This is a genomic window from Streptomyces sp. NPDC004111, from assembly GCF_042874215.1.
Classification (GTDB): domain Bacteria; phylum Actinomycetota; class Actinomycetes; order Streptomycetales; family Streptomycetaceae; genus Streptomyces.
Window position 1 is genome coordinate 295944 of the sequence record NZ_JBIAMU010000012.1, and the last position, 26449, is coordinate 322392.

General features: G+C 74.1%; 21 protein-coding genes. 11 read left to right on the forward strand and 10 right to left on the reverse strand.

Translation table 11 applies throughout. The features are described 5' to 3' along the window. The first annotated feature begins 25 nt into the window (after nt 1-25). The 3 genes from ACFYVL_RS24365 to ACFYVL_RS24375 all read left to right on the forward strand — a co-directional run bounded on the left by ACFYVL_RS24365 (nt 26) and on the right by ACFYVL_RS24375 (nt 3137). Entirely contained in the window at nt 26-1831 is a 1806-nt protein-coding gene (locus tag ACFYVL_RS24365; RefSeq protein WP_389248150.1) for a lytic murein transglycosylase, read from the forward strand. 149 nt (nt 1832-1980) lie between these two features. Further along, complete coding sequence (locus ACFYVL_RS24370) at nt 1981-2118, forward strand: SPW_0924 family protein (RefSeq protein WP_389248152.1); 138 nt, start codon at nt 1981-1983, stop codon at nt 2116-2118. Nucleotides 2119-2132: 14 nt separating this feature from the next. Next, nucleotides 2133-3137, forward strand: coding sequence for a DUF3068 domain-containing protein (locus tag ACFYVL_RS24375; protein WP_389248154.1), 1005 nt, complete (start codon nt 2133-2135; stop codon nt 3135-3137). Between the two features lie 143 nt (nt 3138-3280). Here ACFYVL_RS24375 and hrpB read toward each other — a convergent pair whose 3' ends face one another. Then, nucleotides 3281-5815, reverse strand: coding sequence for an ATP-dependent helicase HrpB (gene hrpB / locus ACFYVL_RS24380; RefSeq protein ID WP_389248156.1), 2535 nt, complete (start codon nt 5813-5815; stop codon nt 3281-3283). Between the two features lie 229 nt (nt 5816-6044). Continuing rightward, nucleotides 6045-6911 carry a class I SAM-dependent methyltransferase gene (locus ACFYVL_RS24385; protein WP_389248158.1) on the reverse strand — a complete coding sequence of 289 codons (867 nt, stop codon included), beginning with the start codon at nt 6909-6911 and terminating at the stop codon, nt 6045-6047. Nucleotides 6912-7297: 386 nt separating this feature from the next. Here ACFYVL_RS24385 and rpsA point away from each other — a divergent pair, with 386 nt between their 5' ends. The 3 genes from rpsA (at nt 7298) to coaE (ending at nt 10680) form a co-directional block, all read left to right on the forward strand. Then, nucleotides 7298-8809, forward strand: a complete 1512-nt coding sequence (gene rpsA, locus ACFYVL_RS24390; protein WP_389248160.1) for a 30S ribosomal protein S1 — start codon at nt 7298-7300, stop codon at nt 8807-8809. Nucleotides 8810-9100: 291 nt separating this feature from the next. After that, a complete protein-coding gene (locus ACFYVL_RS24395; RefSeq protein ID WP_389248162.1) occupies nt 9101-10039 on the forward strand; it encodes a PAC2 family protein in 939 nt (312 codons plus the stop codon). Nucleotides 10040-10074: 35 nt separating this feature from the next. After that, the gene (gene coaE, locus ACFYVL_RS24400; protein WP_389248164.1) at nt 10075-10680 is read left to right on the forward strand and encodes a dephospho-CoA kinase; all 606 of its coding nucleotides are present in this window, start codon (nt 10075-10077) and stop codon (nt 10678-10680) included. A 278-nt stretch (nt 10681-10958) separates the two neighbouring features. Here the strand turns inward: coaE and ACFYVL_RS24405 are convergent, their stop codons facing one another. The 4 genes from ACFYVL_RS24405 to ACFYVL_RS24420 all read right to left on the reverse strand — a co-directional run bounded on the left by ACFYVL_RS24405 (nt 10959) and on the right by ACFYVL_RS24420 (nt 15217). After that, nucleotides 10959-11810, reverse strand: a complete 852-nt coding sequence (locus tag ACFYVL_RS24405; protein ID WP_389248166.1) for an ABC transporter ATP-binding protein — start codon at nt 11808-11810, stop codon at nt 10959-10961. Further along, the gene (locus tag ACFYVL_RS24410; RefSeq protein ID WP_389248168.1) at nt 11797-12885 is read right to left on the reverse strand and encodes a glycine betaine ABC transporter substrate-binding protein; all 1089 of its coding nucleotides are present in this window, start codon (nt 12883-12885) and stop codon (nt 11797-11799) included. The genes ACFYVL_RS24405 and ACFYVL_RS24410 overlap by 14 nt, the downstream gene beginning before the upstream one ends. A 164-nt stretch (nt 12886-13049) precedes the next feature. After that, nucleotides 13050-13919, reverse strand: coding sequence for an ABC transporter permease (locus ACFYVL_RS24415; protein ID WP_389248170.1), 870 nt, complete (start codon nt 13917-13919; stop codon nt 13050-13052). Then, entirely contained in the window at nt 13916-15217 is a 1302-nt protein-coding gene (locus ACFYVL_RS24420) for an LLM class flavin-dependent oxidoreductase (protein ID WP_389248172.1), read from the reverse strand. Before ACFYVL_RS24420 ends, ACFYVL_RS24415 begins: the two co-directional genes overlap by 4 nt. Nucleotides 15218-15728: 511 nt before the next feature. Between ACFYVL_RS24420 and ACFYVL_RS24425 the strand changes: the two genes are divergently transcribed. From ACFYVL_RS24425 to ACFYVL_RS24440, 4 genes are all read left to right on the forward strand, one after another. Continuing rightward, complete coding sequence (locus ACFYVL_RS24425; protein ID WP_389248174.1) at nt 15729-16721, forward strand: acyltransferase domain-containing protein; 993 nt, start codon at nt 15729-15731, stop codon at nt 16719-16721. 291 nt (nt 16722-17012) lie between these two features. Next, nucleotides 17013-17468, forward strand: coding sequence for a hypothetical protein (locus tag ACFYVL_RS24430; protein WP_389248176.1), 456 nt, complete (start codon nt 17013-17015; stop codon nt 17466-17468). Between the two features lie 351 nt (nt 17469-17819). Next, nucleotides 17820-20684 (forward strand): DEAD/DEAH box helicase, encoded by a 2865-nt coding sequence (locus tag ACFYVL_RS24435; RefSeq protein ID WP_389248178.1) that lies wholly within the window; start codon nt 17820-17822, stop codon nt 20682-20684. Nucleotides 20685-21048: 364 nt separating this feature from the next. Next, on the forward strand, nt 21049-22314 hold the full coding sequence (locus ACFYVL_RS24440) for an SWIM zinc finger family protein (RefSeq protein ID WP_389248180.1): 1266 nt from the start codon (nt 21049-21051) through the stop codon (nt 22312-22314). A 36-nt stretch (nt 22315-22350) separates the two neighbouring features. Here ACFYVL_RS24440 and ACFYVL_RS24445 read toward each other — a convergent pair whose 3' ends face one another. Further along, complete coding sequence (locus ACFYVL_RS24445) at nt 22351-22908, reverse strand: hypothetical protein (protein WP_389248182.1); 558 nt, start codon at nt 22906-22908, stop codon at nt 22351-22353. 164 nt (nt 22909-23072) lie between these two features. Continuing rightward, the gene (locus ACFYVL_RS24450) at nt 23073-23747 is read right to left on the reverse strand and encodes a DUF2293 domain-containing protein (protein ID WP_389248184.1); all 675 of its coding nucleotides are present in this window, start codon (nt 23745-23747) and stop codon (nt 23073-23075) included. Nucleotides 23748-23907: 160 nt separating this feature from the next. Here ACFYVL_RS24450 and ACFYVL_RS24455 point away from each other — a divergent pair, with 160 nt between their 5' ends. Next, nucleotides 23908-24642 carry a hypothetical protein gene (locus tag ACFYVL_RS24455; protein WP_389248186.1) on the forward strand — a complete coding sequence of 245 codons (735 nt, stop codon included), beginning with the start codon at nt 23908-23910 and terminating at the stop codon, nt 24640-24642. 364 nt (nt 24643-25006) lie between these two features. Here ACFYVL_RS24455 and ACFYVL_RS24460 read toward each other — a convergent pair whose 3' ends face one another. Both ACFYVL_RS24460 and ACFYVL_RS24465 read right to left on the reverse strand, forming a co-directional pair. Next, the gene (locus ACFYVL_RS24460) at nt 25007-25435 is read right to left on the reverse strand and encodes a MerR family transcriptional regulator (RefSeq protein WP_389248188.1); all 429 of its coding nucleotides are present in this window, start codon (nt 25433-25435) and stop codon (nt 25007-25009) included. Between the two features lie 138 nt (nt 25436-25573). Next, nucleotides 25574-26401 (reverse strand): SDR family NAD(P)-dependent oxidoreductase, encoded by an 828-nt coding sequence (locus tag ACFYVL_RS24465; RefSeq protein WP_389248190.1) that lies wholly within the window; start codon nt 26399-26401, stop codon nt 25574-25576. Nucleotides 26402-26449 lie beyond the last annotated feature (48 nt).

Below are 26449 nucleotides of genomic sequence, written 5' to 3' on the forward strand. Positions count from 1 at the left end.
CCGCCGATGGGGAGGGACCACTCGCATGGCAGCACAATTCGGTCGCCGTTTGCGCAAGGGTGCGACCACGACGGCGGTCGCGGCGATAGCCGTGGCCGCTCTGTCCGCGTCGCAGGCTCCCGGAGCCCCGGGAACGTACGACGGTCAGACGGCCGGCGCGAAGCCCAAGCCCGAGTCCGCGGCCACCGGCAACTCCCCCTATTACACGGACCTGCCACCGCTGACGACCCCCACCCCGGGACCGACGACAGGCACCCCCGGCGGCAGCACCACCCCGGTCGGCGCCGCGGAGGCGGGCCTCCCGGCGACCGTGCTGGACGCGTACAAGAAGGCGCAGGCGGCAGTCGAGGCGGCCGACCCCTCCTGCCGGCTGCCGTGGCAACTCCTCGCCGCGATCGGCAAGGTGGAGTCGGGCCAGGCGCGCGGCGGACAGGTCGACGCGCAGGGCAACACCCTCAAGCCGATCCGCGGCCCGGTGCTCAACGGTGTCGGTTTCGCCCACATCGCGGACACCGACAATGGCGAGTTCGACGGCGACGCCACGTACGACCGGGCGATAGGCCCGATGCAGTTCATCCCGTCGACCTGGGCCCGCAACGGCAAGGACGGCAACGGCGACGGCCGCAAGGACCCGAACAACATCTACGACGCGGCCCTCGCCGCCGGGCACTACCTCTGCGCGGGCTCCCGCGACATGACCAACCCCGAGGACCGCGACCGGGCGATCCTCAGTTACAACCGGTCGCGGGAGTACCTGCGGACGGTCCTGTCCTGGTACGACTTCTACAACCGCGGCACCCACGAGGTCCCCGACGGCTCCGGCGTCCAGCCCTCCGTCCCCGAGCCCGACAGCCCGCCCACCGCCGGGCCGGGCGCGGGCGGCGGCCCCGTGGTACCGCCGGCACCCACCACACCGGCCCCCGGTGCCACCACACCGGCCCCCGGTGCCACCAAGCCCGGTACGAAGCCGACCGCTCCCGGCACGAAGCCGACCACCCCGGGCACCAAGCCGCCGACCAAGCCGCCGACGACGCCCGCCAAGGTGTCCAAGCTGGCCGCGGCGAGCGGGCAGAAGATCACCGCCGTCGCGGGCAAGAACTTCGCCGCCCGGCCCGCCGTGCGCGCCCTGTCCGCCGCGGGGAAGCCGGTCGCCGGGGTCAAGGTCGACTTCACCCTGGTCGGCGCCACCGGCGCCCGCTTCCCGGGCAACGCGCTGCGCACCACCGTCACCACCGGCAAGGACGGCACCGCGACCGCGCCGGTGCTCGCGGCGGGCGAGAAGGCAGGCTCCTTCGTGATCCGGGCGAGCGCGGCGGGCGTGCCGGCCACCGAGTTCTGGGCCTCCGTCACCGCCAGGCCCGCACCGGCGCCCAAGGCCGACGCGCTCGCCCGTACCTCGGACACCGCGCTCAAGGCCGAGGCCGGGACGGTCTTCAAGGACGAGGTCGAGGTCAAGGCCACCGACGGCGGCAAGGCCTTCGCCGGGGCCAAGGTCTCCGCCGTGATCGCCGGCACCAAGGGCCCCTACTTCAAGGCCGCGGACGGAAAGGCGGTACGTACCGTGGGCGGCCTGGTCACCGGCGCCGACGGCACGGTGAAGCTGCCGAAGCTGTACGCGGACGGCACGCCGGGCACCTACGTCCTGCGCATCGTGGCCGACGACGTCGTACTGAACGTGGAGCTGAAGGTCACCGCCGCGACCACCACGCCGCCGACGACGCCGCCCACCACTCCGCCCACGACCCCGACCACGCCGCCCACGACGACGCCGACCACCCCGGGGACGACCCCGTCGGGTTCGGCATCGCCCTCGGGCACGGCCAAGCCGTAGCACACCAGCGCGCCCCGGAGGCCGGGCGCACACAGGAAGGGCCGGGGACGCCGTCGCGTCCCCGGCCCTTCCCGTCTCGCGCCCCCGTTGCTACCGTGCCCCCTCGCTGACGGTACGTCAGAAACCGTATCTCGGGAGGGAGTCGGGCCATGCGCGCACTCATCGCCGCCGCCGTCGGACTGGCCGCGGCGTTCGCCCTGGTCCTCACCATCACGGCCATCGGCGCACCGCCCGGCGAGACCTCGCCGAAGCCGCTGCTGACCACCGTCCCCGGCCCGAAGAAGTAGGGGGCGAGCCGCAGATGCGACGCAAAGCCAGCCTGGTCCTGCTCGCCTTCGCGGTCTTCTTCGCCGCGCTGTCCCCGCTCTTGCGCTGGTACGCCTTCCCCAGGCTGGCCAAGATCCCGCCCAGCCAGTACCAGGAGGCCGTACTGGAGGCGAAGCCCGCCGTCCTCGTCGACTACGGCACGATGCAGGCCAAGAAGGTCGAGAAGCTGACCATCGTGCAGACCCTCAAGGGCAACGTCGAGGAGTCCGAGAAGATCGAGGCGACGGCCGGCCGCGACGTCGTCGTCTGGGACACCCTCTCCTACGTCGTCGGCCCCGACGGCAAGATGATCTCCTCCATCCCGGAGCGCTACATCTTCGACGCGCACACCCAGGACCCGGTGCACGCCACCGGCGAGATGGTCGACGGCGACCCGGTGCAGCGCCGGGGCATCGAGTACAAGTGGCCCTTCCTGACCGAGAAGCGCGACTACGAGTACTACGACTACCGGGCCCTGAAGACGGCCCCCATCCACTACCGGGGCACCCAGAACTTCCGCGGTCTGGAGGTCTACTACTTCGAGCAGACCATCCCCTGGACCAAGGTCCGCTACCCCAAGAAGATGCCGATGCCCGGCATCGACTCCACCAAGCTGGAGAAGCAGACCGGTACGAGCATGTGGTACACGACCAAGCGGATGTTCTGGGTGGACCCGGTGACCGGCGCCCCCGTCAACGGCGAGGAGATCCACCAGGAGGAGATGCGCGGCGGCACCCTGCTGGGCGGCCGGGACAAGGTCACCGCGTTCTCCGGGCACGTCAAGATGCGCGCGGACTACGTCGACTCGACCGTCGCCCTGGTCAAGTCCAACCGCACCCTGGTCCTGCTCCTCACCTCGTACCTCCCCTGGGGCTTCCTCGCCCTGGGTCTCGCCCTGCTGGGCCTGTCCCTGTGGCTGGAGGCGAAGTCCCGGCGGGGGCGGGAGAGGGGGAGCGAGGGGGAGGGGAGCGGGGTGACGGAGGTGTCGGCGGTGAGGTGAGTGGGGGCGGGGCGGGGAGGGGTGTACGGGGCGGGGGCGTCCGGGGCAGAGGGGTGCGGCTCCGCCGGGGGCCGCCCCCCTTGCCCGCCCGTTCCGCCCCCGGGGGCGGCCCCGCCGCCCAAGGGGGGCGGGGCACGGTGGGGTCAGTTGGGGCGGGGCTTTGTGTGGCGGGTCGCGGCCGTCGTCGACGGGTCCTCCGGCCAGGGGTGCTTCGGGTAGCGGCCCCGCAATTCCGCCCGGACCGCCCGGTAGCCGTCCTGCCAGAACGACTCCAGGTCCGCCGTCACCGCCGCCGGACGCCCGGCCGGCGACAGCAGGTGCACCAGCACCGGCACCTGCGCCGCACCCCCCACCCGGGGCGTTCGCGCCAGACCGAACATCTCCTGCAGCTTCACCGCGAGCACCGGCTGCTCACCCCCGTAGTCCACCCGGATCCGCGACCCGCTCGGCACCGCGATCCGCTCCGGGGCCAGCTCGTCCAGCCGGGACGCCTCCCCGGTCGCCCACGGCAGCAGCCGCGGCAGCGCCTGCCCGGCGTCGATCCGGCCCAGGTCGGAGCGGCGCCGCGCCCGCGACAGCTCCGGCTCCAGCCACTCCCCGGTACGCCCCGCCAGCGCCCCGTCCGACACGTCCGGCCACGGCGCCCCCAGCACCCGGTGCAGGAACGCCAGCCGCTCCCGCAGCCCCTGTGCGTCCCGCGACCAGCGCAGCAGCCCGAGCCCCTCCCGCCGCAGCCCCTCGCACAGCGCCTCGTGCACCCGTGCGCGCGGTGCGTCCTTCAGCGGCCGTACGGTCAGTTCCACCGCCCCCAGCCGCTCCACCTGCCGGGCGACGACATCACCGCCCTCCCAGCGCACTTCCTCGGCGGACGCGCGCAGGTGCTCGGCCGCGAGGCGCGCCGTGGCCTCGTCGATCACCGCCGCCAGCCGCACGCGCGCCGACGCCGCGTGCGAGGGCCGGTCCGCGACGGCCACCGCCAGCCACCCCGCGCTGCGCAGCCGCGACGCCTCCGTCACCTCCGCCCCGGTCCCCGACGCCATCAGGAACGCCCCCGCGCCCCGCGCCCGCGCCACCCGCTCCGGGAACGCCAGCGCCGCGACCAGCCCCGCGACCACGTCGTCCGACGGCGCCCCGGCAGCCCCGTCCGCCGCACCGCCGGCCCCCTCCACCTGCGAGGACAGCCGCCGTGCCTCCTGCTTCCAGCGCGCCCCGTACCCGTCGGAGCCGCGCCGGGCCGCCCGCCAGGCCGCCGCCAGGTCGTCGCCGTACTCCCGGGGCGGCTCCTCGCTCAGCAGCGCCACCACCTCGGCCGCCCGCCGCGCGCCCACCTCCCGGGCGCCGTCCAGCAGCGCGCGGCCCAGCCGCGGGTGCAGGCCCAGCCGGGACAGCCGTACGCCCCGCCCGGTCGCCCGGCCCTGCGCGTCCACCGCGCCGACCGCCGACAGCACCTCCCGGGCCGCCGCCATCGCCCCCGCCGGGGGAGCGTCGAGCAGGGCCAGACCGGACGCGTCCGGGTCGCCCCAGCAGGCCGCCTGGAGGGCGAACGCGGTGAGGTCCGCCACCTTGATCTCCGGGTTCGGGAAGGCCGGCAGCCGGCTCTCCTCCGCCTCCTCCCAGCAGCGGTACGCCGCCCCCGGGGCCTCCCGGCCGGCCCGGCCCGCCCGCTGCCGGGCCGCGGCACGGGACGCCCGTACCGTCGTCAGCGCGCTCAGCCCGCGCGCGTGGTCGGTGCGCGGCTCGCGCGCGAGCCCCGAGTCCACCACCACCCGCACCCCCGGAACCGTCAGGCTCGACTCCGCGACGGACGTCGTCAGGACCACCCGGCGGCCCGTCGTCGAACCCGCGAGCACCGCGTCCTGCACGGCTGCCGGGGCCCGCCCGTGCACCTGCAGCACCTCGGCGTCCACACCACCCAACTGCCCCGCCACACGCGCGATTTCGCCCACCCCGGGCAGGAAGCACAGCACGTCGCCGGTCCGCTCCGCCAGCGCCCGGCGCACCACCGACGCCACGTGCGAGAGCTGGGCCGGATCGACGCGCATCCCGTGCGGCGGGCGGACCGGGCGGGCGGGCGGCGCCCACACCGTCTCCACCGGGTACGAGACCCCCTGCGCCTCCACCACCGGTGCGCCGCCCAGCAGCCTGGCCCAGCCCGCGGCGTCCGTCGTCGCCGACGCCGCGACCAGGCGCAGGTCCGGGCGCAGGGTCTGCCGTACGTCGAGGAGGAACGCCGCCGCGGTGTCCGCGTCGAGGTGGCGCTCGTGGCACTCGTCCAGCACGACGACGTCGACGCCGGTCAACTCCTGGTCGCGCTGGAGGCGTTGCAGCAGGACGCCCGTGGTGACGACCTCGACGACGGTGTCCCGGCCGGCCCGGCGCTCGCCGCGCACGGTGAAGCCGACCCGGTCGCCGGCCTGCTCGCCCAGCAGCCAGGCCATGCGGCGGGCGGCGGCACGCGCGGCGATCCGGCGGGGCTCGGCGACGAGGACGCGGCGCGGGCGCGGGGGGCCTGCCGGGGCGTCGTCGAGGAGCCCTGCGAGGGCGAGCGGTACGAGGGTGGTCTTGCCGGTGCCCGGCGGGGCGCAGAGGACGGCGGTGCCGTGGGAGGAGAGGGCGGTGGTGAGGGCGGGGAGGGCGGTGCGTACGGGGAGCTGGGCCAGGGCGTGGGTGCGGATCACGGGTCCAGTGTCGTACGGGGGGGAGGGGTGTGGGGGTACGGGGCTGGGGGCGGCCGGGGGCGGGGGTGTGCGGGTCCGGCGGGGGCGTGCGGGGCGGGGTGCGTTCGGGTCCGCCGGGGGCCGCCCCCTTGCCCGCCCGTTCCGCCCCCGGGGGCGGCCCCGTCGCCCAAGGGGGCGGGGGGAGAGAGGGGTGGGTCCGGCGCCCAAGGGGGCGTTGGTGTGCGTGGGGTCAGGGGCGTTCGCAGAGGAAGATGGCGGTGCCGGGGATGAGGTTGCCGCGGAGGGGGGACCAGCCGCCCCATTCCGCGCTGTTCCAGGCCGGCCACTCCGGCTCCACCAGGTCGACCAGGCGGAAGCCGCCGGCGACCACGTCGCGGACCCGGTCGCCCAGGGTGCGGTGGTGCTCCACGTAGACCGCGCGGCCCCGCTCGTCCTGCTCGACGTAGGGGACCCGGTCGAAGTAGGACGCCGAGACGGAGAGGCCCTCGGGGCCGGGCTCGTCCGGGAACGCCCAGCGGATCGGGTGGGTGACCGAGAAGACCCAGCGCCCGCCGGGCCGCAGCACCCGGTGCACCTCGCGGAACACCTTCACCGGGTCCGCGACGAACGGCACCGCGCCGTACGCGGAGCACGCCAGGTCGAAGGAGCCGTCCGCGAAGGGCAGCACCCCCGCGTCCGCCTGCACCAGGCCCACCCCGTCCTCGCCACCGCCGATCCGCAGCGCGTGCTGGAGCTGGCGGTGCGAGAGGTCCAGGGCGACCGGCCTGGCCCCCTGGGCGGCCAGCCAGCGCGCGCACTGGGCGGCGCCCGCACCGATCTCCAGAACGGAGAGCCCCTTCAGCGAGCCGGCCGGGCCCAGCAGCCGCGCGTCCGCCTCGTCGAGGCCCTCGGGGCCCCACACGAAGCGGTCGTCGCCCAGGAAGCTCCCGTGGTCCTGCTGGTACTCGTCCGCGTTGCGGTCCCACCAGCCCCGGCTGGCCCGGCTGCTCTCGGCGTCCCCGGCCTCGCGCCTGGTCGCCTCCGGCTCGGAGTCGTCCGGCTCCGCGGAGTCGCCGAACACGTCAAGGGCCTCGAAAGCGTCGTCCTCGTGGATCATTGCGCCCGTCTGAATCGTCTGAGTAGGCTCCGCCCGAACGGTGCACCGTCCACGGGTCCGCGGCGGTGCCGAAAGGGAGCGGAAGGGCCATTGTGGCCTCGCCGAACCTGAGTTGTGCCGGGTATGGGGCGTTCCGCCCCGGGTGTGTGCCTTCGCGCATTGACCCTGCCCGGCGGCCCCCGTATGCTACAAGTTGCGCTGCGAGCCTGCGCGCCTCAGACCTAGCAGGCCGCGCTCGTATCTGTATGCATGTCCCCTCGGTTTTCGAGGTGCCTCCGGCGAAATTTTCGGTGGTGCTTCTTCGGCTGTCCGGTCTCCTGCAGAGCGAAGGGCTCACGGCGTAGCAGTACCTACGACTTACTGTCCGTACCGGAGCCCTTTCCCACATGACGAGCAGCACCGAGACCACCTCTACCACCCCGCAGGTAGCGGTCAACGACATCGGTAACGAGGAAGCCTTCCTCGCCGCGATCGACGAGACGATCAAGTACTTCAACGACGGCGACATCGTCGACGGCGTCATCGTGAAGGTCGACCGGGACGAGGTCCTGCTCGACATCGGTTACAAGACCGAAGGCGTCATCCCGTCCCGCGAGCTTTCCATCAAGCACGACGTCGACCCCAACGAGGTCGTCGCCGTGGGCGATGAGATCGAGGCCCTGGTTCTCCAGAAGGAGGACAAGGAAGGCCGTCTCATCCTGTCCAAGAAGCGCGCTCAGTACGAGCGTGCCTGGGGCACGATCGAGAAGATCAAGGAAGAGGACGGGATCGTCACCGGCACCGTCATCGAGGTCGTCAAGGGTGGTCTCATCCTCGACATCGGCCTCCGTGGCTTCCTGCCGGCCTCTCTCGTCGAGATGCGTCGTGTCCGTGACCTCCAGCCCTACGTGGGCAAGGAGCTCGAGGCCAAGATCATCGAGCTGGACAAGAACCGCAACAACGTGGTCCTGTCCCGCCGTGCCTGGCTCGAGCAGACCCAGTCCGAGGTGCGCCAGACGTTCCTCACGACCCTCCAGAAGGGTCAGGTCCGCTCCGGCGTCGTTTCCTCGATCGTCAACTTCGGTGCCTTCGTGGACCTGGGTGGCGTCGACGGTCTCGTGCACGTCTCCGAGCTGTCCTGGAAGCACATCGACCACCCGTCCGAGGTTGTCGAGGTCGGCCAGGAAGTCACCGTCGAGGTCCTCGACGTCGACATGGACCGCGAGCGTGTCTCCCTGTCGCTGAAGGCGACGCAGGAGGACCCGTGGCAGCAGTTCGCCCGTACGCACCAGATCGGTCAGGTCGTCCCGGGTAAGGTCACCAAGCTCGTTCCGTTCGGTGCGTTCGTCCGCGTCGACGAGGGCATCGAGGGCCTGGTCCACATCTCCGAGCTGGCCGAGCGCCACGTGGAGATCCCGGAGCAGGTCGTCCAGGTCAACGACGAGATCTTCGTCAAGGTCATCGACATCGACCTTGAGCGTCGCCGGATCTCGCTGTCGCTGAAGCAGGCCAACGAGTCCTTCGGTGCCGACCCGGCCTCGGTCGAGTTCGACCCGACCCTCTACGGCATGGCCGCGTCGTACGACGACCAGGGCAACTACATCTACCCCGAGGGCTTCGACCCCGAGACGAACGACTGGCTCGAGGGCTTCGAGACCCAGCGTGAGGCTTGGGAGGGTCAGTACGCCGAGGCGCAGCAGCGCTTCGAGCAGCACCAGGCCCAGGTCATCAAGTCCCGCGAGGCCGACGAGGCCGCCGCTGCCGAGGGCGCTGCCGCTCCGGCCGCCGCCGGTGGCAACGCCGGTGCGGGCATCTCGGGCGGTTCGTACTCCTCGGAGTCGGACGACAACTCCGGCGCCCTGGCGTCGGACGAGGCCCTGGCCGCCCTGCGCGAGAAGCTGGCGGGCGGCCAGAGCTGACGCTCCGACCCCCACCGGTCCGCGTGACCGCCCAATGACGGCGGTCGGCAGCCGAACCTGCTGAACGGCGAGGCCCGTTCCCCTTCGGGGGAGCGGGCCTCGCCGCATGTCCGGGCCCGCATGTCCGGGTCCGCATGTCCGGGTCGGCCCGCATGTCCGGGGGCGGTTGTCGGGGTCCGGTTCCCGCCGGGCGCGAACTGCACGCTTACGGGGGAAGGAGCGCGTGGAAGGGAATGCCCGCGCCGCCCGGCACGTTCTTCCTCATGGAACCACGAGGAGGTAGCGGGAATCGTGCTTGATCCGCAGGGTTTGTACGCATGGGAGCCGAAGGGGCTGGCAGTCGTCGACATGGCGCTCGCCCAGGAGTCGGCCGGACTTGTCATGCTCTACCACTTCGACGGCTACATCGACGCGGGGGAGACCGGCGACCAGATCGTCGAGAAGCTGCTGGACACCCTGCCGCACCAGGTGGTGGCCCGCTTCGACCACGACCGGCTGGTCGACTACCGGGCCCGCAGGCCCCTGTTGACGTTCCGGCGCGACCGGTGGACGGCCTACGAGACGCCGTCGCTGGAGGTCCATCTGGTGCAGGACGCCACGGGAGCGCCGTTCCTGCTGCTCTCGGGTCCGGAGCCGGACGTGGAGTGGGAGCGGTTCTCGGTCGCGGTGCGGCAGATCGTGGAGCGGCTCGGGGTGCGGCTGGCGGTGAACTTCCACGGCATACCGATGGGCGTCCCGCACACCCGCCCGGTGGGGCTCACCCCGCACGGCAACCGTACGGACCTGGTGCCCGGCCACCGCAGCCCGTTCGACGAGGCGCAGGTGCCCGGGTCGGCGGAGTCGCTGGTGGAGTTCCGGCTCGCGGAGGCGGGGCACGACGTGCTCGGCGTCGCCGCGCACGTGCCGCACTACGTGGCCCGCTCCGCCTACCCCGACTCGGCGCTGACCGTACTGGAGGCGATCACCGCCGCCACCGGGCTGGTGCTGCCGTCGGTGGCGCACTCGCTGCGCACGGAAGCGCGGCGCACCCAGGACGAGATCGACCGGCAGGTCGGCGAGGGCGACGAGGAACTGGTCGCGCTGGTCCAGGGCCTTGAGCACCAGTACGACGCGGTGGCAGGCGCGGAGACGCGCGGCAGCCTCGTCGCGGAGGCCAAGGACCTGCCGTCGGCGGACGAGATCGGCCTGGAGTTCGAGAAGTTCCTCGCCGAGCGCGAGGGAGACCTGTAGGTTCCGGCCGGGGAGCGGGGCCCTAAGCTGCGGCCATGCTGAAAGTGGGCCTGACCGGCGGTATCGGCGCCGGCAAGAGTGAGGTGTCGCGGCTGCTCGCGTCGTACGGCGCGGTCGTCGTCGACGCGGACAAGATCGCACGCGAGGTCGTCGAGCCCGGGACTCCCGGGCTCGACGCCGTGGTGGCGGCGTTCGGCGAGGGCATCCTCGCGGCGGACGGCACCCTGGACCGCCCCGCGCTGGGGGCGATCGTCTTCGCCGACCCGGCGAAGCTCAGGACGCTCAACGGGATCGTGCACCCGCTGGTCGGGGCCCGGTCCGCCGAGCTGGAGCGGGCGGCGGCCCCGGACGCGGTCGTCGTCCACGACGTACCGCTGCTGACGGAGAACTCCCTCGCGCCGCTCTACGACCTCGTCGTGGTCGTGGACGCGTCCCCCGGGACACAGCTGGACCGGCTGGTGCGGCTGCGCGGGACGACCGAGGAGGACGCCCGCTCCCGGATGGCGGCGCAGGCCACCCGCGAGCAGCGGCTCGCCGTCGCGGACCTGGTGATCGACAACGACGGGCCGCTGGAGGCCCTGGAGCCCCAGGTGCGCAAGGTGTGGCGGGAGCTGAGGGACCGGGCGGACGCGGCGGGCTAGGGGCGTGCCCCTGGACCGGGTGGGTCTCTGGGGGCTTGCCGTGTTGCGCAGGCCGGGTGGGCCTGCGGGGCCTTGCCGTGTTGCGCAGAGCAGGGGGGACTGCGGGGCCTGCGGGTGTTGCGCAGAGCGGGTGGGCCTGCGGGGCCTGGCGGTTCTGTGCGGTGGCGGCCCCGGTGACCAGTTGATCGCGTACGCGATGCCAGCGGCCGTCCACGCGGCCCCTGGCGCGCGTCCGGTGGCCCCGGCGGCCCTCCTTCGAGGTGCCGCCGGGGCCTCCGTCATGCCGGGAGCGTGGCCGCCTCGCGCATCGTGTCCGTCAACTCGCCGCGCAGCCGGGCGAATTCGGGGGTGGCGCGCAGGGCCGCCGGATCGGTGCCGGGGCCGCGCGGCAGGTCCACCTCCAGCTCGGCGACGATCCGGCCCGGCGCGCCCCCGGGTGCCGCCATCACCAGGACGCGGGTGCCGAGCAGTACCGCCTCCTCCGCAGAGTGCGTCACGAACAGCACCGTCGTCCCCAGGTCCGCCGCCAGGGTGCGGACCTCCTCTTGGAGGCGCTCGCGGGTGAGGGCATCCAGGGCGGCGAACGGCTCGTCCATCAGAAGCAGCCGGGGCTCGCCCGCCAGTGCCCTGGCGATGGCCACCCGCTGCTGCTGGCCGCCCGACAGCTCCCAGGTGCGCCGGCCCGCCATGCCCACGAGGCCCACCCGCTCCAGCAACTCCGCGATGCGGGAGGGGCGTTGGTCGCGCGGGACGCCGTGCCTGGCGAGGGCGAAGGCCAGGTTCCCGCCGACCGTGCGCCACGGGAACAGGCGCGGCTGCTGGAAGACGATGCCGGTGCCGCCGCCCGGCGCGGGCGCCGCTCCCCGTACCGAAACGGACCCCTCCGAGACCGGCTCGAAGCCCGCGACGACGCGCAGCAGGGTCGTCTTTCCGCAGCCGGACGGACCCACCAGCACGGTGAAGCCGCCGTCGTCGAGGGTGAGCGAGACGTCCGCGACGGCGGTGGCCGTGGCCGGGGCGCCGCGCCTGCCGGTCAGGGTGCGCGAGGCGCGCCCGTACCGCACGGTGACGTCCGTCAGTACCGCCGCGGCCGTGGGCGCGGCGTCGGTGGTGGGCTCAGCCGGTGGCACGGGACAGCTCCTCGACCGCGAGGGCCCGCTGGAAGTCGGTGAGCGGAGCCACCGCGTCCACGGCCTTCTGGCCCTTGAGGAACCCGGCGGCGTCGCGCAGGTTCGCGGCGAGCTTGCCCGGTGCACCGGGGCGGCCCAGGTAGTCGGGCCCCGCCTGCTCCTTCGCGGTGAGCAGCACGAGCTGGCCGAGCTGCCGGCGTGCGTCGGCGGGCGAGATGTTGAGCTCCTTGCCGATGGACTCCGCCGCCTTCGCGGGATCCGCCTTGGCCTGCGAGACGGCCTGGTCCTGGGCCTTGAGCCAGGCGGTGACGATCTCGGGGTGGCCCTTGGCGAAGGCGTCGGTGACGATGCCGAGGTCGGCGGTCGGCCTGCCCGCGTCGGCGACCTTCCGGCTGGTGGTGAGGACCTTGCCGTCCTTGGTGAGGTCGTCCAGGGTGGGCGTCCACACGTACGCGGCGTCGATGTCGCCGCGCTTCCACGCGGCCAGCGCGTCCTGCGGCTGGAGGTCGAGCACCTCGACCTCGCCGGCGGGCACGCCCGCCGCGTCCAGGGCGGCGAGCAGCGAGTAGTGGGACGTCGAGCCGAACGGGGTCGCGACCTTCTTCCCCGCGAGGTCCTTGACGGTGCCGATGCCCTTCTTCGCGACGAGCGCCTCGTTGTCGCCGATCAGGTCGTGGATCCACAGGACCTTGTACGGGATGTCCAGCGGCTTGGACAGGCCCTTGGTGACCGGGCTGGAACCGGCGAGTCCGAGGTCCACCGAGCCCGCGATGACCGCGGTGTTGACGTCGCCGCCGGAGTCGAACTTGACCCACTTCACGGACACGTCCGGCAGCGCCTTCTCCAGCAGCCGCTGGTTCTTCACCACCAGATCGGCGTTGGGTATCGCCTGGTAGGCGATGCGGACCACGGTCTTCCCGGACGCGTCCGTGGCGCCCGCGCCGTCGGACCCGCCGAAGCCGCAGGCGGTCGCGGCGAGCGAGGTGAGCGCGGCGACGGCGGCGAGGAGGGCGGCGCGGCGGCCGGGCCGGGAGAGCGGGGACGGCTGGGGCGGACGAGGGTACGGCAGGGACATGGCGGGGCTCCGGGGTGTGGAGGGCGGGGGCGGGGCGACAGGAGTGGTGAGGACGCGTGGGTGGGCGGGGGCGTGTGCGGCGCCGGGGGCGCGTGGTCCGGCGGGTCCGTGTGCTGCGGCGGGGTCGCGTGGTCCGGCGGGTTCGTGTGCTGCGCCGGGGCGGCTCACTTGTGGCCGCGCCACGGGACGAGGTGTCGCTCGGCGGTCCTGAGCAGGGCGTCGAGGAGGATGCCGGACAGTCCGATGGCGATGATCCCGACGATGACCACGGCGGTCTGGTTGTAGCGCTGCGCGTCGCGGATCATGCCGCCGATGCCCGGGACGCCGTTGATCGTCTCGGCCGCGACCACCGAGGTGTACGCGACGCCGACGGCGATCCGTACCCCGGTGAGGATCTCCGGCAGCGCCGCGGGCAGCCGTACGGACAGCAGCAGCGACAGCGGCCCCGCGCCCAGGGCGCGCGCAGCCTCGACGAGGTGCTCGGGAACGGTCCGCACCGCCGCGGCGGTCGCGGCGGCGATCGGCGGCAGCGCGGCGATGATCAGCAGCCACACCTTGGGGGACTCGTCGATGCCGAACCAGATGACGAGCAGCGAGAGGTACGCCAGCGGGGGCAGCGTCCGCAGGAACGTCACCGCCGGTTCCAGGACGACGGCGATCGGGCGGACCGCGCCGATGAGCAGTCCGAGCGGCACTCCGGCGAGGACCGCGTACCCGGTGCCGATGCCGATCCGGCGCAGGCTGACGCCGAGGTGCTCGATCAGCAGGTGGCCGCTCTGTCCGCGCACCCCGTCGTGGACCGTCGAGGACAGGACGAACTGGTGCCACACCTCGCCGGGCGACGGCACCAGTACCCGTGGCCACACCTCCGCGAGCACCACCAGTTGCCAGGTCCCGAGGAGCACCGCCAGGGCGACGGCGCGCAGCGCGGCCCAGCGCAGGGCGGCGAAACGGCGGTGGGGGCCGGGCGAGGTGCGGGCGGGGGCCTCCTTGGCCGGGGCGGCCGGCGCCCCGGGCCGGACGGTGAGCGTCATGCGCGGGCCGCCTCGGCGGTCGCGGCGGCGGTTGCCGGGGCGGGGGCTGCGGAGGTTGGCGAGCCGGGGGCTGCGGCGGGTGCGGACGGAGCGGTTGCGGGGAGGCCGTCGGGTGCCGGGTCCGGCGCGTCGACCAGGGCCCGCAGCCGGGGTGCGACCTCCTCGCCCACCCGGTACGCCTCTTCGAGGTGCGGATAGCCGGACAGGACGAACTCGTCCACGCCCAGCGCCCGGTACTCGTGCAGCCGCCGCGCCACTTCGTCGTGCGAGCCGACGAGTGCGGTGCCCGCCCCCTCCCGTACGAGCCCGATGCCCGCCCAGAGGTTGGGGGAGATCTCCAGCTTCGCCGCGTCCGCCGAACCGCCGTGCAGGGCCGCCATCCTGGCCTGGCCCACCGAGTCCATCCGGGCGAACCGCTCCTGGCTGGCGCGTACCGCCGCCGGGTCGAGCCGGGACAGGATGCGGTCGGCCTCGGCCCACGCCTCGGCGGCGGTGTCGCGGGAGATGACGTGCAGCCGCAGTCCGAACCGCAGCGGCGCCCCGGCGTGCGGGGACGCCGCGACGCGGTCCGCCGCGTCCGCCTTCGCGCGCAGCCGTGCGATGCGCTCCGCGATTGCCGACGGCGGCTCGCCCCACAGCAGTTGTACGTCGGCGTGGCGTGCGGCCACGTCCTCGGCGGCGGGGGAGGCACCGCCGAAGTACAGCGGTACGGGGTACTCCACGGCGGGGTCGACCAGTCGCGCCCCCTGGAGGCGGAAGTGGGTGCCCTCGTGGCCCGCCTCCGCACCGGCGAGCAGGGTGCGCAGCGCCGCCATGAGTTCGGCGGTGCGGGCGTACCGTTCGTCGTGCGCCAGGTGGTCGCCGTACGCCCGCTGTTCGGCGGGGTCGCCGCCGGTGACCACGTTCAGCCGCAGCCGCCCGCCCGCGAACCTGCGGAACGCGTCCGCCTGCTGGGCCAGCAGCGTCGGGCTGGCGAATCCGGCCCGGAAGGCGACCAGGAACCCGATCCGGTCGGTGTGCTGGGCGAGGGCGGCGGTGAGTATCCACGGGTCCACGCAGCCGAGCCCCACCGGGGTCAACAGCGAGTGGAATCCGGCCTGTTCGGCGGCGCGCGCCACCTGCGAGAGATAGCCGATGTCGGCGGGCCGCCGGGTCGCGGCCCCCGTCCGGCCCTGCACGGCGGTCACCCCGCCGGGGTCGCGACCGTCGCCGCCGGTGGGCAGGAACCAGTGCAGCAGGGGCTGGTGGGGCGCGGCGGGCGGTGTTCCCGGCGTGGCTGCGGGCACGGTGCTGGGCATGGGGAGACCTCGAAGGCAGCGGGGAGCCCCGCACGGCGCAGGGGCGCGGCGGGACTCCGTACGGAGGGGTGCGACGGAGGGGCGGTGCGAGAGCGCGCGGAGTGTGCGGGGGCTCGCGGAAGCGGCGTACGGCAGGGTCGCGGGTCCGGCGGGGCCGGGGCGGGGTGCCGCCGGCCGGGCGCCGGGGTCCGCCTGCCCGCGGGTCAACGCGCGCGGACGGGGCCGCGCGGGAGGCGTTGCGGGACGAGCGGAATCAGTGCGTCAGCAGCCGGACGTACGGCAGGAAGAGGCCCGACAGAGCATGGTCGAGACACGCAGCAGATCCACGTGACGACGCGATACGAGAGCAGGGGCCATGCCCGCATCCTTGCCGCCCCGAGCGCCGCCCGACAACTGTGGTCCGCATGGTGGATGAGTGGGTCTCGCTTCGTGGACACAGAAGCCGGAGTGTCCTGCGGCCGGGCGAGGGATGATGGGAGCTCCGGGAGAGCGACGGGGAAGGGTGGTCCGCATGGTGGACGTCTGGGAAGTGCTGCGGGCGGACGCGGAGTTGGCGAAGTGGCTGACGGAGATGGAGGCACTGGAAGGGCCCGAGGTGGACGCCGCGCTGCCGGCGGCCGACGAGCTGCCCGCCGTGCTGCTGGACCTGGCCGTGCCGCACGAGGACGTCAACCCGCTGGTCGCGCTCTGGGGCGAGGTGGCGGGGGACCCCGTCTGGAGCCGGCTGCGCGAGCTGTCCGTGCGCGGGCTGATGCGCGACCTGGGGGTGCCGGGCGGCGGGGTGAAGGTCCCGCTGCTGCCCGCCGAACTGGGCGCCGCCGGGCGGTACTTCGGGGTGACGGTGTTCCTGGCGATGCTCCCGCACGTCCGCGCGTACCACCGTGCGCTCGGCATCCCGGCGGACACGTCCCGGCGCACCCTCGCCGACCTGGGGCGCAACATGGCGGTGTGCCGCAGGCTGACCGGGCGGGGCGGGCTGCTGGTCCCGTACTGGATCACCCTGCACTTCCGCGGCGAGCTCTACCAGCTGGGGCGGCTCCAGTTCCAGCTGGGCACGGTGCGGAGCGCGGCCGCCGCCTCGATGGCGGAGGCGGGGCGCACCGAGCGGGTGGGTGACCCCTGTCTGCACCTCCACATCCCGGACTTCTCCGGGCCGCTCGCCCCCGGCGCGTGCGCGGGTTCGCTGGCCGCGGCGCGCGAGTTCTTCCCGCGCCACTACCCCGCGGTGGGGTTCCGGGTGGCGGTCTGCGAATCCTGGCTGCTCGACCCGCAGCTGCGGGACCACCTCCCCGCACACTCCAACATCATCGGGTTCCAGGACCTCTTCGCCCGGATCACCCCGGGGGACGAGGACCTCGACCGCACCATCGTCCGCTTCGTGTACGGCGACGCCGACACCCCGTTCGCGGAACTGCCCCGCCGCACCTCCCTGGAACGCGCGGTCGCCGGACACCTCGCGGCGGGCCGGCACTGGCACGGGGGAGCGGGGTGGCTGGCGCTCTGAACCGGAGCGGCGGCAAGGGACTGGTGGACGGGTGCACGGGCGGTGCGACTTCGGACCCGGGCGCGGGTTTGCGCTCGGGTCCGCCGCCCGCCCGGCCCGCCCTGACAGGTGCGCACCCCTGCCCCGGCCTGCCCGGAACCACCTGTTCCGGGCGGCGGAGGGTTTCCTCCTGGGGTGAAGGCGGGCACGAAGCCGGTGAAGGGGATGCCCGGCGGCGGGGGCGGATCTACGGTGGAGGCAAGGGGCGGGCACGGCCGCGGAGGCCCGCCCGGACGCGACGAAGGGGGCCCGGTGGAACCGGAATTGATCGCGCTGGCAACGGCGGGGGCGACCACGCTGGTGACGCAGATGACCACGGACGGCTGGGCGCAGGCACGCTCCCTGCTCGGCAGATTCTTCTCGCGCGGGGGCAGGGCGGAGGACGTCGAGACGGTCGAGGGCGAACTGGAGACCACGCGGGGCGAACTGGCCGCTGCCAGGTCCGCCGCCGACCACGAGATGGAGGCGGTGCTGCGGGGCCAGTGGCTGGTGCGCATCCGCGACACGCTCGCGGCGGACCCGGAGTCCGCCGAGCAGCTCCGCCGGATCCTGGACGAGCTGAAGCCCTCCCGGGAGGCCGAGGGGGTGCGGGTGAACAACGCGCACAACAAGATGTCCGGCACGGTCCACGGAGGCACGGTCATCCAGGTCGGAGCACTGGGCCGGCTGCACCACGGGGACACCGGAAGCGGCGACCGCACACCCTGACAGCACGGCTGCCCCGGGGCGCTCGTGGACTTCCGTCGAGGGGAGCCCCTCGTAGTGCCCCGTTCGGGTCGCCCCGTTCGCGCCCCGTTCGGGTCGCCCCGTTCGCGCCCCGTTCGGGTCGCACCGCTCGCGCGCCGGGAGCCGCATCGGGGGCGGCCCGCCGCAGGGGTGCGGCTGCGGGTGGCCGCCGGTGCTCCGACCGTTCGGGCGGGCCGCCCCGAAAGGCCGTTCCCCCCAGGCCGGGGCCGTCGGCGCACCTCGTTGTCAGACCCCGCCCGTAGACTTTCCGGTCCGAGCGCGATCCCTGCGTTCACCTGCACAGATCCGGACCCGGAGGGAGGCGCGGGCAGCATGGCCGCACCGTACGAACCGCCACGTCGGCTGCCGCCGTACGCCGCCGTCCTCCATCTCCCCGCCCCCCTGCCGCGTGACGGCCGCATCGCGCTGTGGAGCCCCGACGGGACCCCCCTCCCGGACGGCACCGGCCTCGGTGACGCGGGCGAGGTCGTGGTCGTCCGGCGGCACGGGGCGGTCCTGCGGAGCCGTCCCGTGCCCGCCCGGCTGCTGACCCTCACCGACGCGCTGCCCCTCCTCGTCGCCGCCCGGCACGATCCCACCGCGCACCCCGCCGCCCGCTGCTGGGGCGCCGCGGCCCTGCACGCCCTGCACCTCGTCGCACGCGGGCGGCTGCTGCCCGGACTCACCCCGTCCGACGAGGACGCCTGGCGGGCCGGGCCGCCGGACGCCGACGACGTCGCGCAGCTGCGGGCCGTCGCCGCCGCCATGCCCGTCGAGGCGTACGCGACCCCGGTCGCCGACCGCAGACCGCTCCAGGTCCCCGACCCGGCCCACCTGGTGCGCTCCTTCGTCGACGCCGTCGCCGACACCCTGCCCCGGACGCCCGCGGCGGCCCTCGCGTTCGGCGCGCCCTTCGCCGCCCGCGAGGCGCAGCACCTGCCCGGACTGCGCGAGTGGGCAGCGGAAGTGGCGGCCGGCGCGGATGCCGGGGTGCGGGTCTCGCTGCGGCTCGACCTGCCCGCGTACGGGCTCTTCGACAGCCGCGAGGACGAGGGCGGGGCGTCGGACCGCGAGCGCCGCGCCGGGGCCGCCGTCGTCCAGGTGCACAGCCTCGCCGACCCCACCCACCTCGTCGACGTGGCCGACCTCTGGGCCGGGGAGGGCGGCGAGCACTTCGGGCCGCGTTCGCGCATCGACACCGTGCTCGCGCTGCGCCGCGCGGGCCGCGTCTGGCCACCCCTCACCCGCCTCCTCGAACAGCCGGTCCCCGACGTACTGCCGCTGTCCGACGACGAGTTGTACGACCTGCTGGGCGCGGCGGCGCACCGGCTGGAGGCGGCCGGGGTGCGCGTGCACTGGCCGCGCGAACTGGCCCGTACGCTGACCGCCACCGCCGTGGTCCGCCCGGCGCCCGGCTCGGCCACCGACGGCACCCCCTTCTTCGAGGCGGACCGGCTCTTCGACTTCAGCTGGCAGCTCGCGCTCGGCGGCGAGGAGCTGACCGAGGCGGAGATGGACGCCCTGGTGGAGGAGCACCGGCCGGTGGTCCGGCTGCGGGACCAGTGGGTGGTGGTCGACCCCGCACTCGTACGCAAGGCGCGCAAGCGGCAGTTGGGGCTGCTGGACCCGGCCGACGCGCTCACCGTCGCGCTGACCGGCACGGCGGAGATCGACGGCGAGCGGGTCGAGGCGGTACCGACCGGTGCGCTGGCCGCGCTACGGGACCGGCTCGCGCGCGGCGGTGCCGACGCCGTACCGCAGCCCGCCGCCCTGAACGCCACCCTCCGCGACTACCAGCTGCGCGGACTCGCCTGGCTCGACCTGATGACCTCGCTCGGCCTCGGCGGCTGCCTCGCCGACGACATGGGCCTCGGCAAGACCATCACCGTGATCGCCCTGCACCTGCACCGCGCCCGCCGGGCCCCCACCCTGGTCGTCTGCCCGGCGTCACTGCTCGGCAACTGGCAGCGCGAGATCGAACGGTTCGCACCCGGCGTCCCGGTCCGCCGCTTCCACGGCACCGGCCGCAACCTCGAAGGACTGGACGGCGGCTTCGTCCTCACCACGTACGGCACCATGCGCACCAGCGCGCCCGAACTGGCCACGTACGACTGGAACATGATCGTCGCCGACGAGGCGCAGCACCTGAAGAACCCCCGCTCCTCCACCGCCAAGGCGCTGCGCACCATCCCGGCCCCCGCCCGGATCGCGCTCACCGGCACCCCCGTCGAGAACAACCTCTCCGAGCTGTGGGCCCTCCTGGACTGGACCACCCCCGGCCTGCTCGGCCCGCTCACCACCTTCCGCGCCCGGCACGCCCGCGCGGTCGAGGGCGGCGAGGACCCGGACGCGGTGGAGCGGCTCTCACGTCTCGTACGGCCCTTCCTGCTGCGCCGCAAGAAGTCCGACCCGGGCATCGCCCCCGAACTGCCGCCCAAGACCGAGACCGACCACCCCGTCCCGCTCACCCGCGAGCAGGCCGCCCTCTACCAGGCGGCAGTGCACGAGACGATGGCCGCCATCGAAGCGTCCGAGGGCATCGCCCGACGCGGCCTGATCATGAAGCTGCTGACCTCCCTCAAACAGATCTGCAACCACCCGGCGCAGTACCTGAAGGAGGGCGGCACGCAGGACGGCGCCGCCGGGGCCGGCCCCGTACGGCTCACCGCACGCTCCGGGAAACTGGCCCTCCTCGACGAACTCCTCGACACGATCCTCGCCGAGGAACAGTCCGTCCTGATCTTCACGCAGTACGTCACCATGGGACGGCTCCTCCAGCGGTACCTGTCCGCCCGCGCCATCCCCGCCCAGCTCCTGCACGGCGGGACACCGGTGGCGCAGCGCGAGGAGATGGTCGACCGCTTCCAGTCCGGTGCGGTCCCGGTGTTCCTGCTCTCCCTGAAGGCGGCGGGCACCGGACTCAACCTCACCCGCGCGTCCCACGTCGTGCACTTCGACCGCTGGTGGAACCCGGCGGTCGAGGAGCAGGCCACCGACCGCGCGTACCGCATCGGCCAGACCCAGCCGGTCCAGGTCCACCGGCTGATCGCCGAGGGCACCGTCGAGGACCGCATCGCCGAACTCCTCGCTGCCAAGCGCTCGTTGGCGGACGCGATCCTGGGCAGCGGCGAGGCCGCCCTGACCGAACTCAGCGACCGCGAACTCGCGGACCTGGTGTCCCTGCGGAGGCCGTCATGACGCCGCGGGACCGGTCGCGGCCGTCGCGACGCGGGACGGGGACACCGCCGCGCCGGCGCCCGGGAGCGGTACTCGCGCGCCCAGTGCGGCCCCACTCGTGTCCTACGGCGACACCGCTGTGTCCTGCGGCGACATTGCTGTGTCCGGATGCGGCACGCTCGCGTCCGGAGGCGGAACTTCTGTGTCCGGCGACACCACCGCGCCCGCGTCCGGCGATGGCACTCCCGCGTCCGGTGCGGCCCCACTTCCGTCCAGTGGCGGCACTCCCGCGCCCAGTGCGGCCCCACTTCCGTCCAGTGGCGGCACTCCCGCGTCCGGTGCGGCCCTGCCTGCCCCCGGTGTCGTCGTCCACGAGGAGGCGCTCATGACTCCGCCGCCCCGCACCCCGTCGTCCGCGGCCCCGGCCGACCGGCGGCGCACCTTCGCGCCGTCTGCGGAGACCGCCGGGCCGGCCACCACCTGGTGGGGCAAGGCCTGGGTGACCGCGCTCGAAGCGCTCTCCCTCGACCCTGCCCGCCTCGCCCGTGGCAGGGCCTACGCCGACGACGGGCACGTCGACACGATCACGGTCACCCCCGGCCGGGTCGTGGCGTACGTACGCGGCAGCAGGGCCCGCCCGTACCGGGCCGACCTCCGGCTGCGCACCCTTCCCGACGAGGACTGGGACGAGTTCCTGGACGCCGCCGCGGACGACCCGGCCCACCTGGAGGCCCTCCTCGCCAAGACGCTGCCGCCCGCCCTCCTCGACCCCGCTTCGCCGCTCTCCGGCGTCCCCCTGCTGCCCGCCACGGCCGGTGACCTGCTGCCCGCCTGCACCTGCCCGGACGCGGGCCGCCCCTGCAAGCACGCCGCCGCCCTCTGCTACCAGGTGGCCCGGCTCCTCGACGAGGACCCCTTCGTCGTCTTCCTGCTGCGCGGCCGGGACGAGCGCGAGATCCTCGACGCGCTCTCCCGCCGCAACGCTGCCCGCACCGCGAGCAGCCCCCGCAAGGCCCCCTCCGCCCCGACCCTGACGGCCCGCGAAGCCTTCGCCCGTACGCCCCTCGGCCAGCTGCCCGTCCCCTTCGCGCCGCCGCCGCACCCCGGCACCCCGCCCTCCTACCCCGACGGCCGGAAGGTGCCCGACCCGCTCACCCTCGACCACCTCGCCACCGACGCGGCGGCCCGCGCGCACACCCTGCTCACCTCGCACACCGACCCGGTCGGCGAACTCGGCCCCTGGCAGGACGCCGTGCGGATCGCCGCAGCCCAGCCCGGCTCCGGACTGACGGCGGCGACCCGCTCGCTCTACACCTCCCTCACCCGCGCCCTGGGCCGCACCCCCACCGAACTCGCCCGCGCGGTCTCGGCCTGGCGGCAGGGCGGCCCCACCGCCCTCGCCGTCCTCGACGAACCCTGGGACCCGCCGGCCGGCCCCTTCGACCGCGCCCGCTCCACCCTGCACGCCCTCGGCCGCTCCGACTTCCGCCCCTGGCGCAACCGCCTGACCGCCGACCGCTTCCAACTGCGCTACGGCCGCGACGGCCTCTGGTACGGGTACGAGTCGGACAGCGGCAGCGACGACTGGTGGCCCGGCGGAACACCGGGAGGCGACCCCGTCGACGTACTCACCGGGCTGCTGGACGGCTGACTCGCCGCGTACCCGCCGTGCGGCCGGACGGCCGAATCACCGCCGCCCCTCCGCGACCTCCCGCGCCCACCGCTCCAGCGCCACGAAGTCCGGCCTGCGCAGGCCCTGTTTCGGGTGGATGCGCAGGAGCAGCGCCGGGGCGTCGTGATGGGCCGCCACATGGGCCGTGTCCAGATCGGTGATCATGTCGTCGACCCAGGCGAACGGGCGCCCCGCGGCCCAGGCCAGCAGCGGGCGGGTCTTCCAGTACAGGCCGTCCGGGTCGGCCGCGAAGAGCTCGGGCCACTCGATCACCGGGAGCGTGACGGGAAGGCCGACCGCCGGCGCGATCATCTCGTTGGCCTGGTGCATCCAGGTGGTGGCCCAGGCCAGGTCGTAGGGGAGCGCGGTGAGGCGGGGGCCGTGGGAGCGGTGCAGACGGACCGGGAGACCGCGGCGGTGGGCCCGGGAGCCCGGGGTCTGGCGGCTGAGCCAGTTGGTGGGGCGGAAGTGGTGGGTGGTGTAGCCGCGCAGCAGCGGGAAGCGGGCCTCGTACGGATTGAGGGGGCCGTCGACGTCCAGAAGGAGGAGCGGCCGGAGCGAGGAAGCCGTCATGGAGAAGGGATGCCCGGCCGGAACCCGGAGTAGCTGACTTCGCTTCGGGGCATCTCATGGGCCGTCGGGTCACCTGCCGTGGAGGCAGCCGCAGCCGTGTCCGAGGGGAGCCGCCCGGCTCGTGTCGGACACGGCTACGCCTGCGGCCAGGGGCCCGCCTGCGCCTACGCCTGCGGCACCGCCCGCCACCCCTCCAGCACCGCCTCGATCGTCCCCGCGACCCTGGCCCGCGCCTCCTGCCGGGGGACGCCCGCCATCAGCAGACCGTCGTACGGGGTGTCCTCGTGCCGCACGGACGCGCGCACCGCCGCCGTGACCGCGCCCTCGTCCAGGGCGCGCCCCGCCGCGCTGCGGCCGACCCGGCCGCTGCCCCGTACCGAGGTGTGGGCCGCGACGGTACGGGCCCGCTCCGGCGGGCAGCCGGGGAACAGGTCGTGGACGGCGGCGGCGAACGCGGCGGTGAAGCGGGTGTCCTCGGCGGCCCGGCGCGCGGCGTCGCGGGCGCGTCGGCGCTCCCGGGCGTCGGCGTCGGCCAGGCAGGCGGACTCGGCACGGGCCAGGGCCTGTTCCTCGACCAGCAGGCCTTGGCGCTCGTACCGCTTGCGGCGCCGGTGGAAGCGCACGACCACCGCCCACAGCGAACTGCCCTCCCTGGCGCGGCGGGTGAGGGCCGTGTCGCCGCGCGGCAGCAGCACGAGGTGGCCGAGGTCGGCGCAGTCCAGGCAGCGGGGTGCGTTGAACTCCAGGATGTGCAGGGGCAGCGGGCCCCGCCGGCACTCCGCGCAGTGGCGGCGCCTCAACGGCTCGATGACGACGAGATGCCCCGTCGGGTACGCCACGGAATCGGCCGGATCCACAGGTTCCGGATCTACGGGTTCCGGATTAACAGGTTCCGGATTAACGGGTTCCACCGGAAGAGAGGTCATACCGATGACGTACCGCCGATCACGGATCAATAATCCCTGGAACCGCGGGCGTTGGCGCTGTTACTTTTCCGGTGTGGCGAAACTCAATCAGATCATCGCAGTCGAGAAAGGCGTCAAGTCCAAGGCTCACCAGGACCTGACGGCGGCCCATCACGGTCTCCAGAAGCCGGGCCTGTTGGCGGGAATTTCCCGTACCTATCAGCCGAAGGACGAGGAGGGCGAACAGCTGCCGCCCGAGTCGACGCGGGTCCAGGTCAAGGCCGAGGACGTACTGCGCGACACCGCGAACGCACTGACCCGCCTTTTCGACGTGACCGCCACCAAGGACTGGGCGAATTGCGAGGCACGCGCCGATGTCGAGGTCGAGGGCCGGGTGCTGCTGGAATCCGTCCCCGTCTCCTATCTGCTCTTCCTGGAGAAGCAGCTGACGGACATCCACACCTTCGTGCGCAGGCTGCCGGTGCTGGACGCCGCCGAGTCGTGGGCGCAGGACCCCTCCACGGACGCCTGGCGTACGGACCCGCCGGTCCGCACCGTGCGCACGCGGAAGGTGCCGCGCAACCACGTCAAGGCGGAGGCGACCGAGCAGCACCCGGCGCAGGTCGAGGTGTACTACGAGGACGTTCCGGTCGGTTACTGGACGACCGTGAAGTTCTCCGGGGCCCTTCCCGCGCGGCGGGTCAACGAACTCCTCGGCCGGGTCGAGAGGCTCCAGCAGGCGGTCAAGTACGCCCGCGAGGAGGCGAACGGCGCGGAGGTCACCGACCGGCGCGTCGGTGACGTGGTATTCGGCTACCTCTTCGGGTAGCCGCACGATCTCCCCCGCCGTGCGAAGCGGTGGGGGTGCGCCAGGAGCGCAAGCTGAAGATGAGGCTTGTCGTGAGGTACGGCCGCCGGTGGCGGACCGCATTCAATCTCAGACTATTGCTCCAGATTCAGTATCGCCGTCGATCACCGGATCGACCGGGCGAGGGCATTGATCGCTGGATGCTGGTTCAAGTCCAGCCCGTGCAGCTCATTCGCGAAATTCCTGGATTTCCTGATTCCCGGGCCACCGGGAATCAGGATTCCCGGAATGCGTCACCGATGCGCGGTAGTTCAAAGGCAGAACACGGCGATGTAACTGCTGACCCTCGTCCTCAAGTGTGCCGGTGTGCGCATGACGACGGCATTCACAGGGCTCGGGGGATGGCCAAATCCCCCGAGTCCGCTCCGGCATGTCCGGGCCCGCCCGCCGCGCCCGCCACGGCTTTCGACGCTTCTCCCAAAGCCCTGGCCAGCTTCTCGCGGGCCGCCGTCTGCGCCGCGATCCGGGCGTCCAGCACGGCCAGCCGCTCCCGGGCGAGAGCGAGGGCCCCGGCCGAGGGCGCCGCCGCCAGCACGTCCCCGTCCAGGCACGGCCCGAAGGCCTGTACATCGTCCAGGGTGAGGCCGACGTCGAGGAGCCCGCGGATATTGCGCACCCGGACCACGGAGCGCTCGGCGTCGTACTCCCGGTAGCCGTTCGCCGACCGTTCGGAGGTCAGCAGGCCCGCCTGCTCGTAGTGGCGCAGGGCCCGCGGGGTGCAGCCCGTGGCCCGTGCGAGTTCCCCGATGCGCAAGGCGGCCCCTGTCCGACGTACGGCCCGCCGTCGAGCCGCGCTGAGGGGAATTCGTACCACGTACGACCGGGGGCGAGGGGCGCGGGGCGAGGGGCGAGGGGCGCGGGACGAGGGGCGCGGGGCGGGGGGAGCGCGGTCTCAGGCCACCACCGCGCCCCCGTCCACCGCCAGTACCGTGCCCGTCACGAACGAGGCGCCCGGAGAGGCGAGCCGGGTGACCGCCCAGGCGACCTCCTCCGGGCGGCCGATCCTGGCCAGCGGGGTGTGCGCGACCTGCCATCCCCGTACGGCCTCCTGCTGCTCGGGGGTGAGTCCCCGGTGGTCGCCGATCGGGGTGTCGATCGCGCCGGGGGCGACGGCCACGACACGGATGCCGCGCGGGGCGAGCTCGACCGCCCAGCTCCGGGTGAGCAGTTCGAGCGCGGCCTTGGTCCCGGCGTACACGGAGTTGCCGGGCCAGCCGCGCTGGCCCACCGAGGTGCTGATGTTCACCACCACCCCGCCGTCCGCGCCGAACGCGGGCAGCGCGGCCTGGGTCAGCAGGACGGGGGCGACGAGGTTGGTGGCGAGCTGTGCGTCGAGGCCGGGGCGGGTGTACGTGCCGAGGGCGCCGTCACCGACGATCCCGGCGTTGTTGACGAGCACGTCGAGGCGCCCGTACCGCTCCGTGGCCGCGCGGACGACGGCCTCGCCCGCCCCGTCCTCGGTGAGGTCGGCCGGGAACGGGAGGACGCGGCCGGTGCCGTGCGGCGCCGCGGCGGCCGTCTCCGCCAGGGGCCGCGGCCGTCGGCCCACCGCGATCACCGACGCCCCCTCGGCGGCGAAGGCGAGGGCGGTGGCCCGGCCGATGCCGGTGCCCGCCCCGGTGACCACGACGACCCGGGCGGCCTCACCGGGGCCGGTGGGAGCGGTGGGAGCGGTGGGAGTGACGGCAGGGACGGGGGTGGAACTCTGTGCGCTGTTCATGGCAGCGATGCTCCGACCCTGACGCCAGGGGCAGGGTCAAGCGGACGC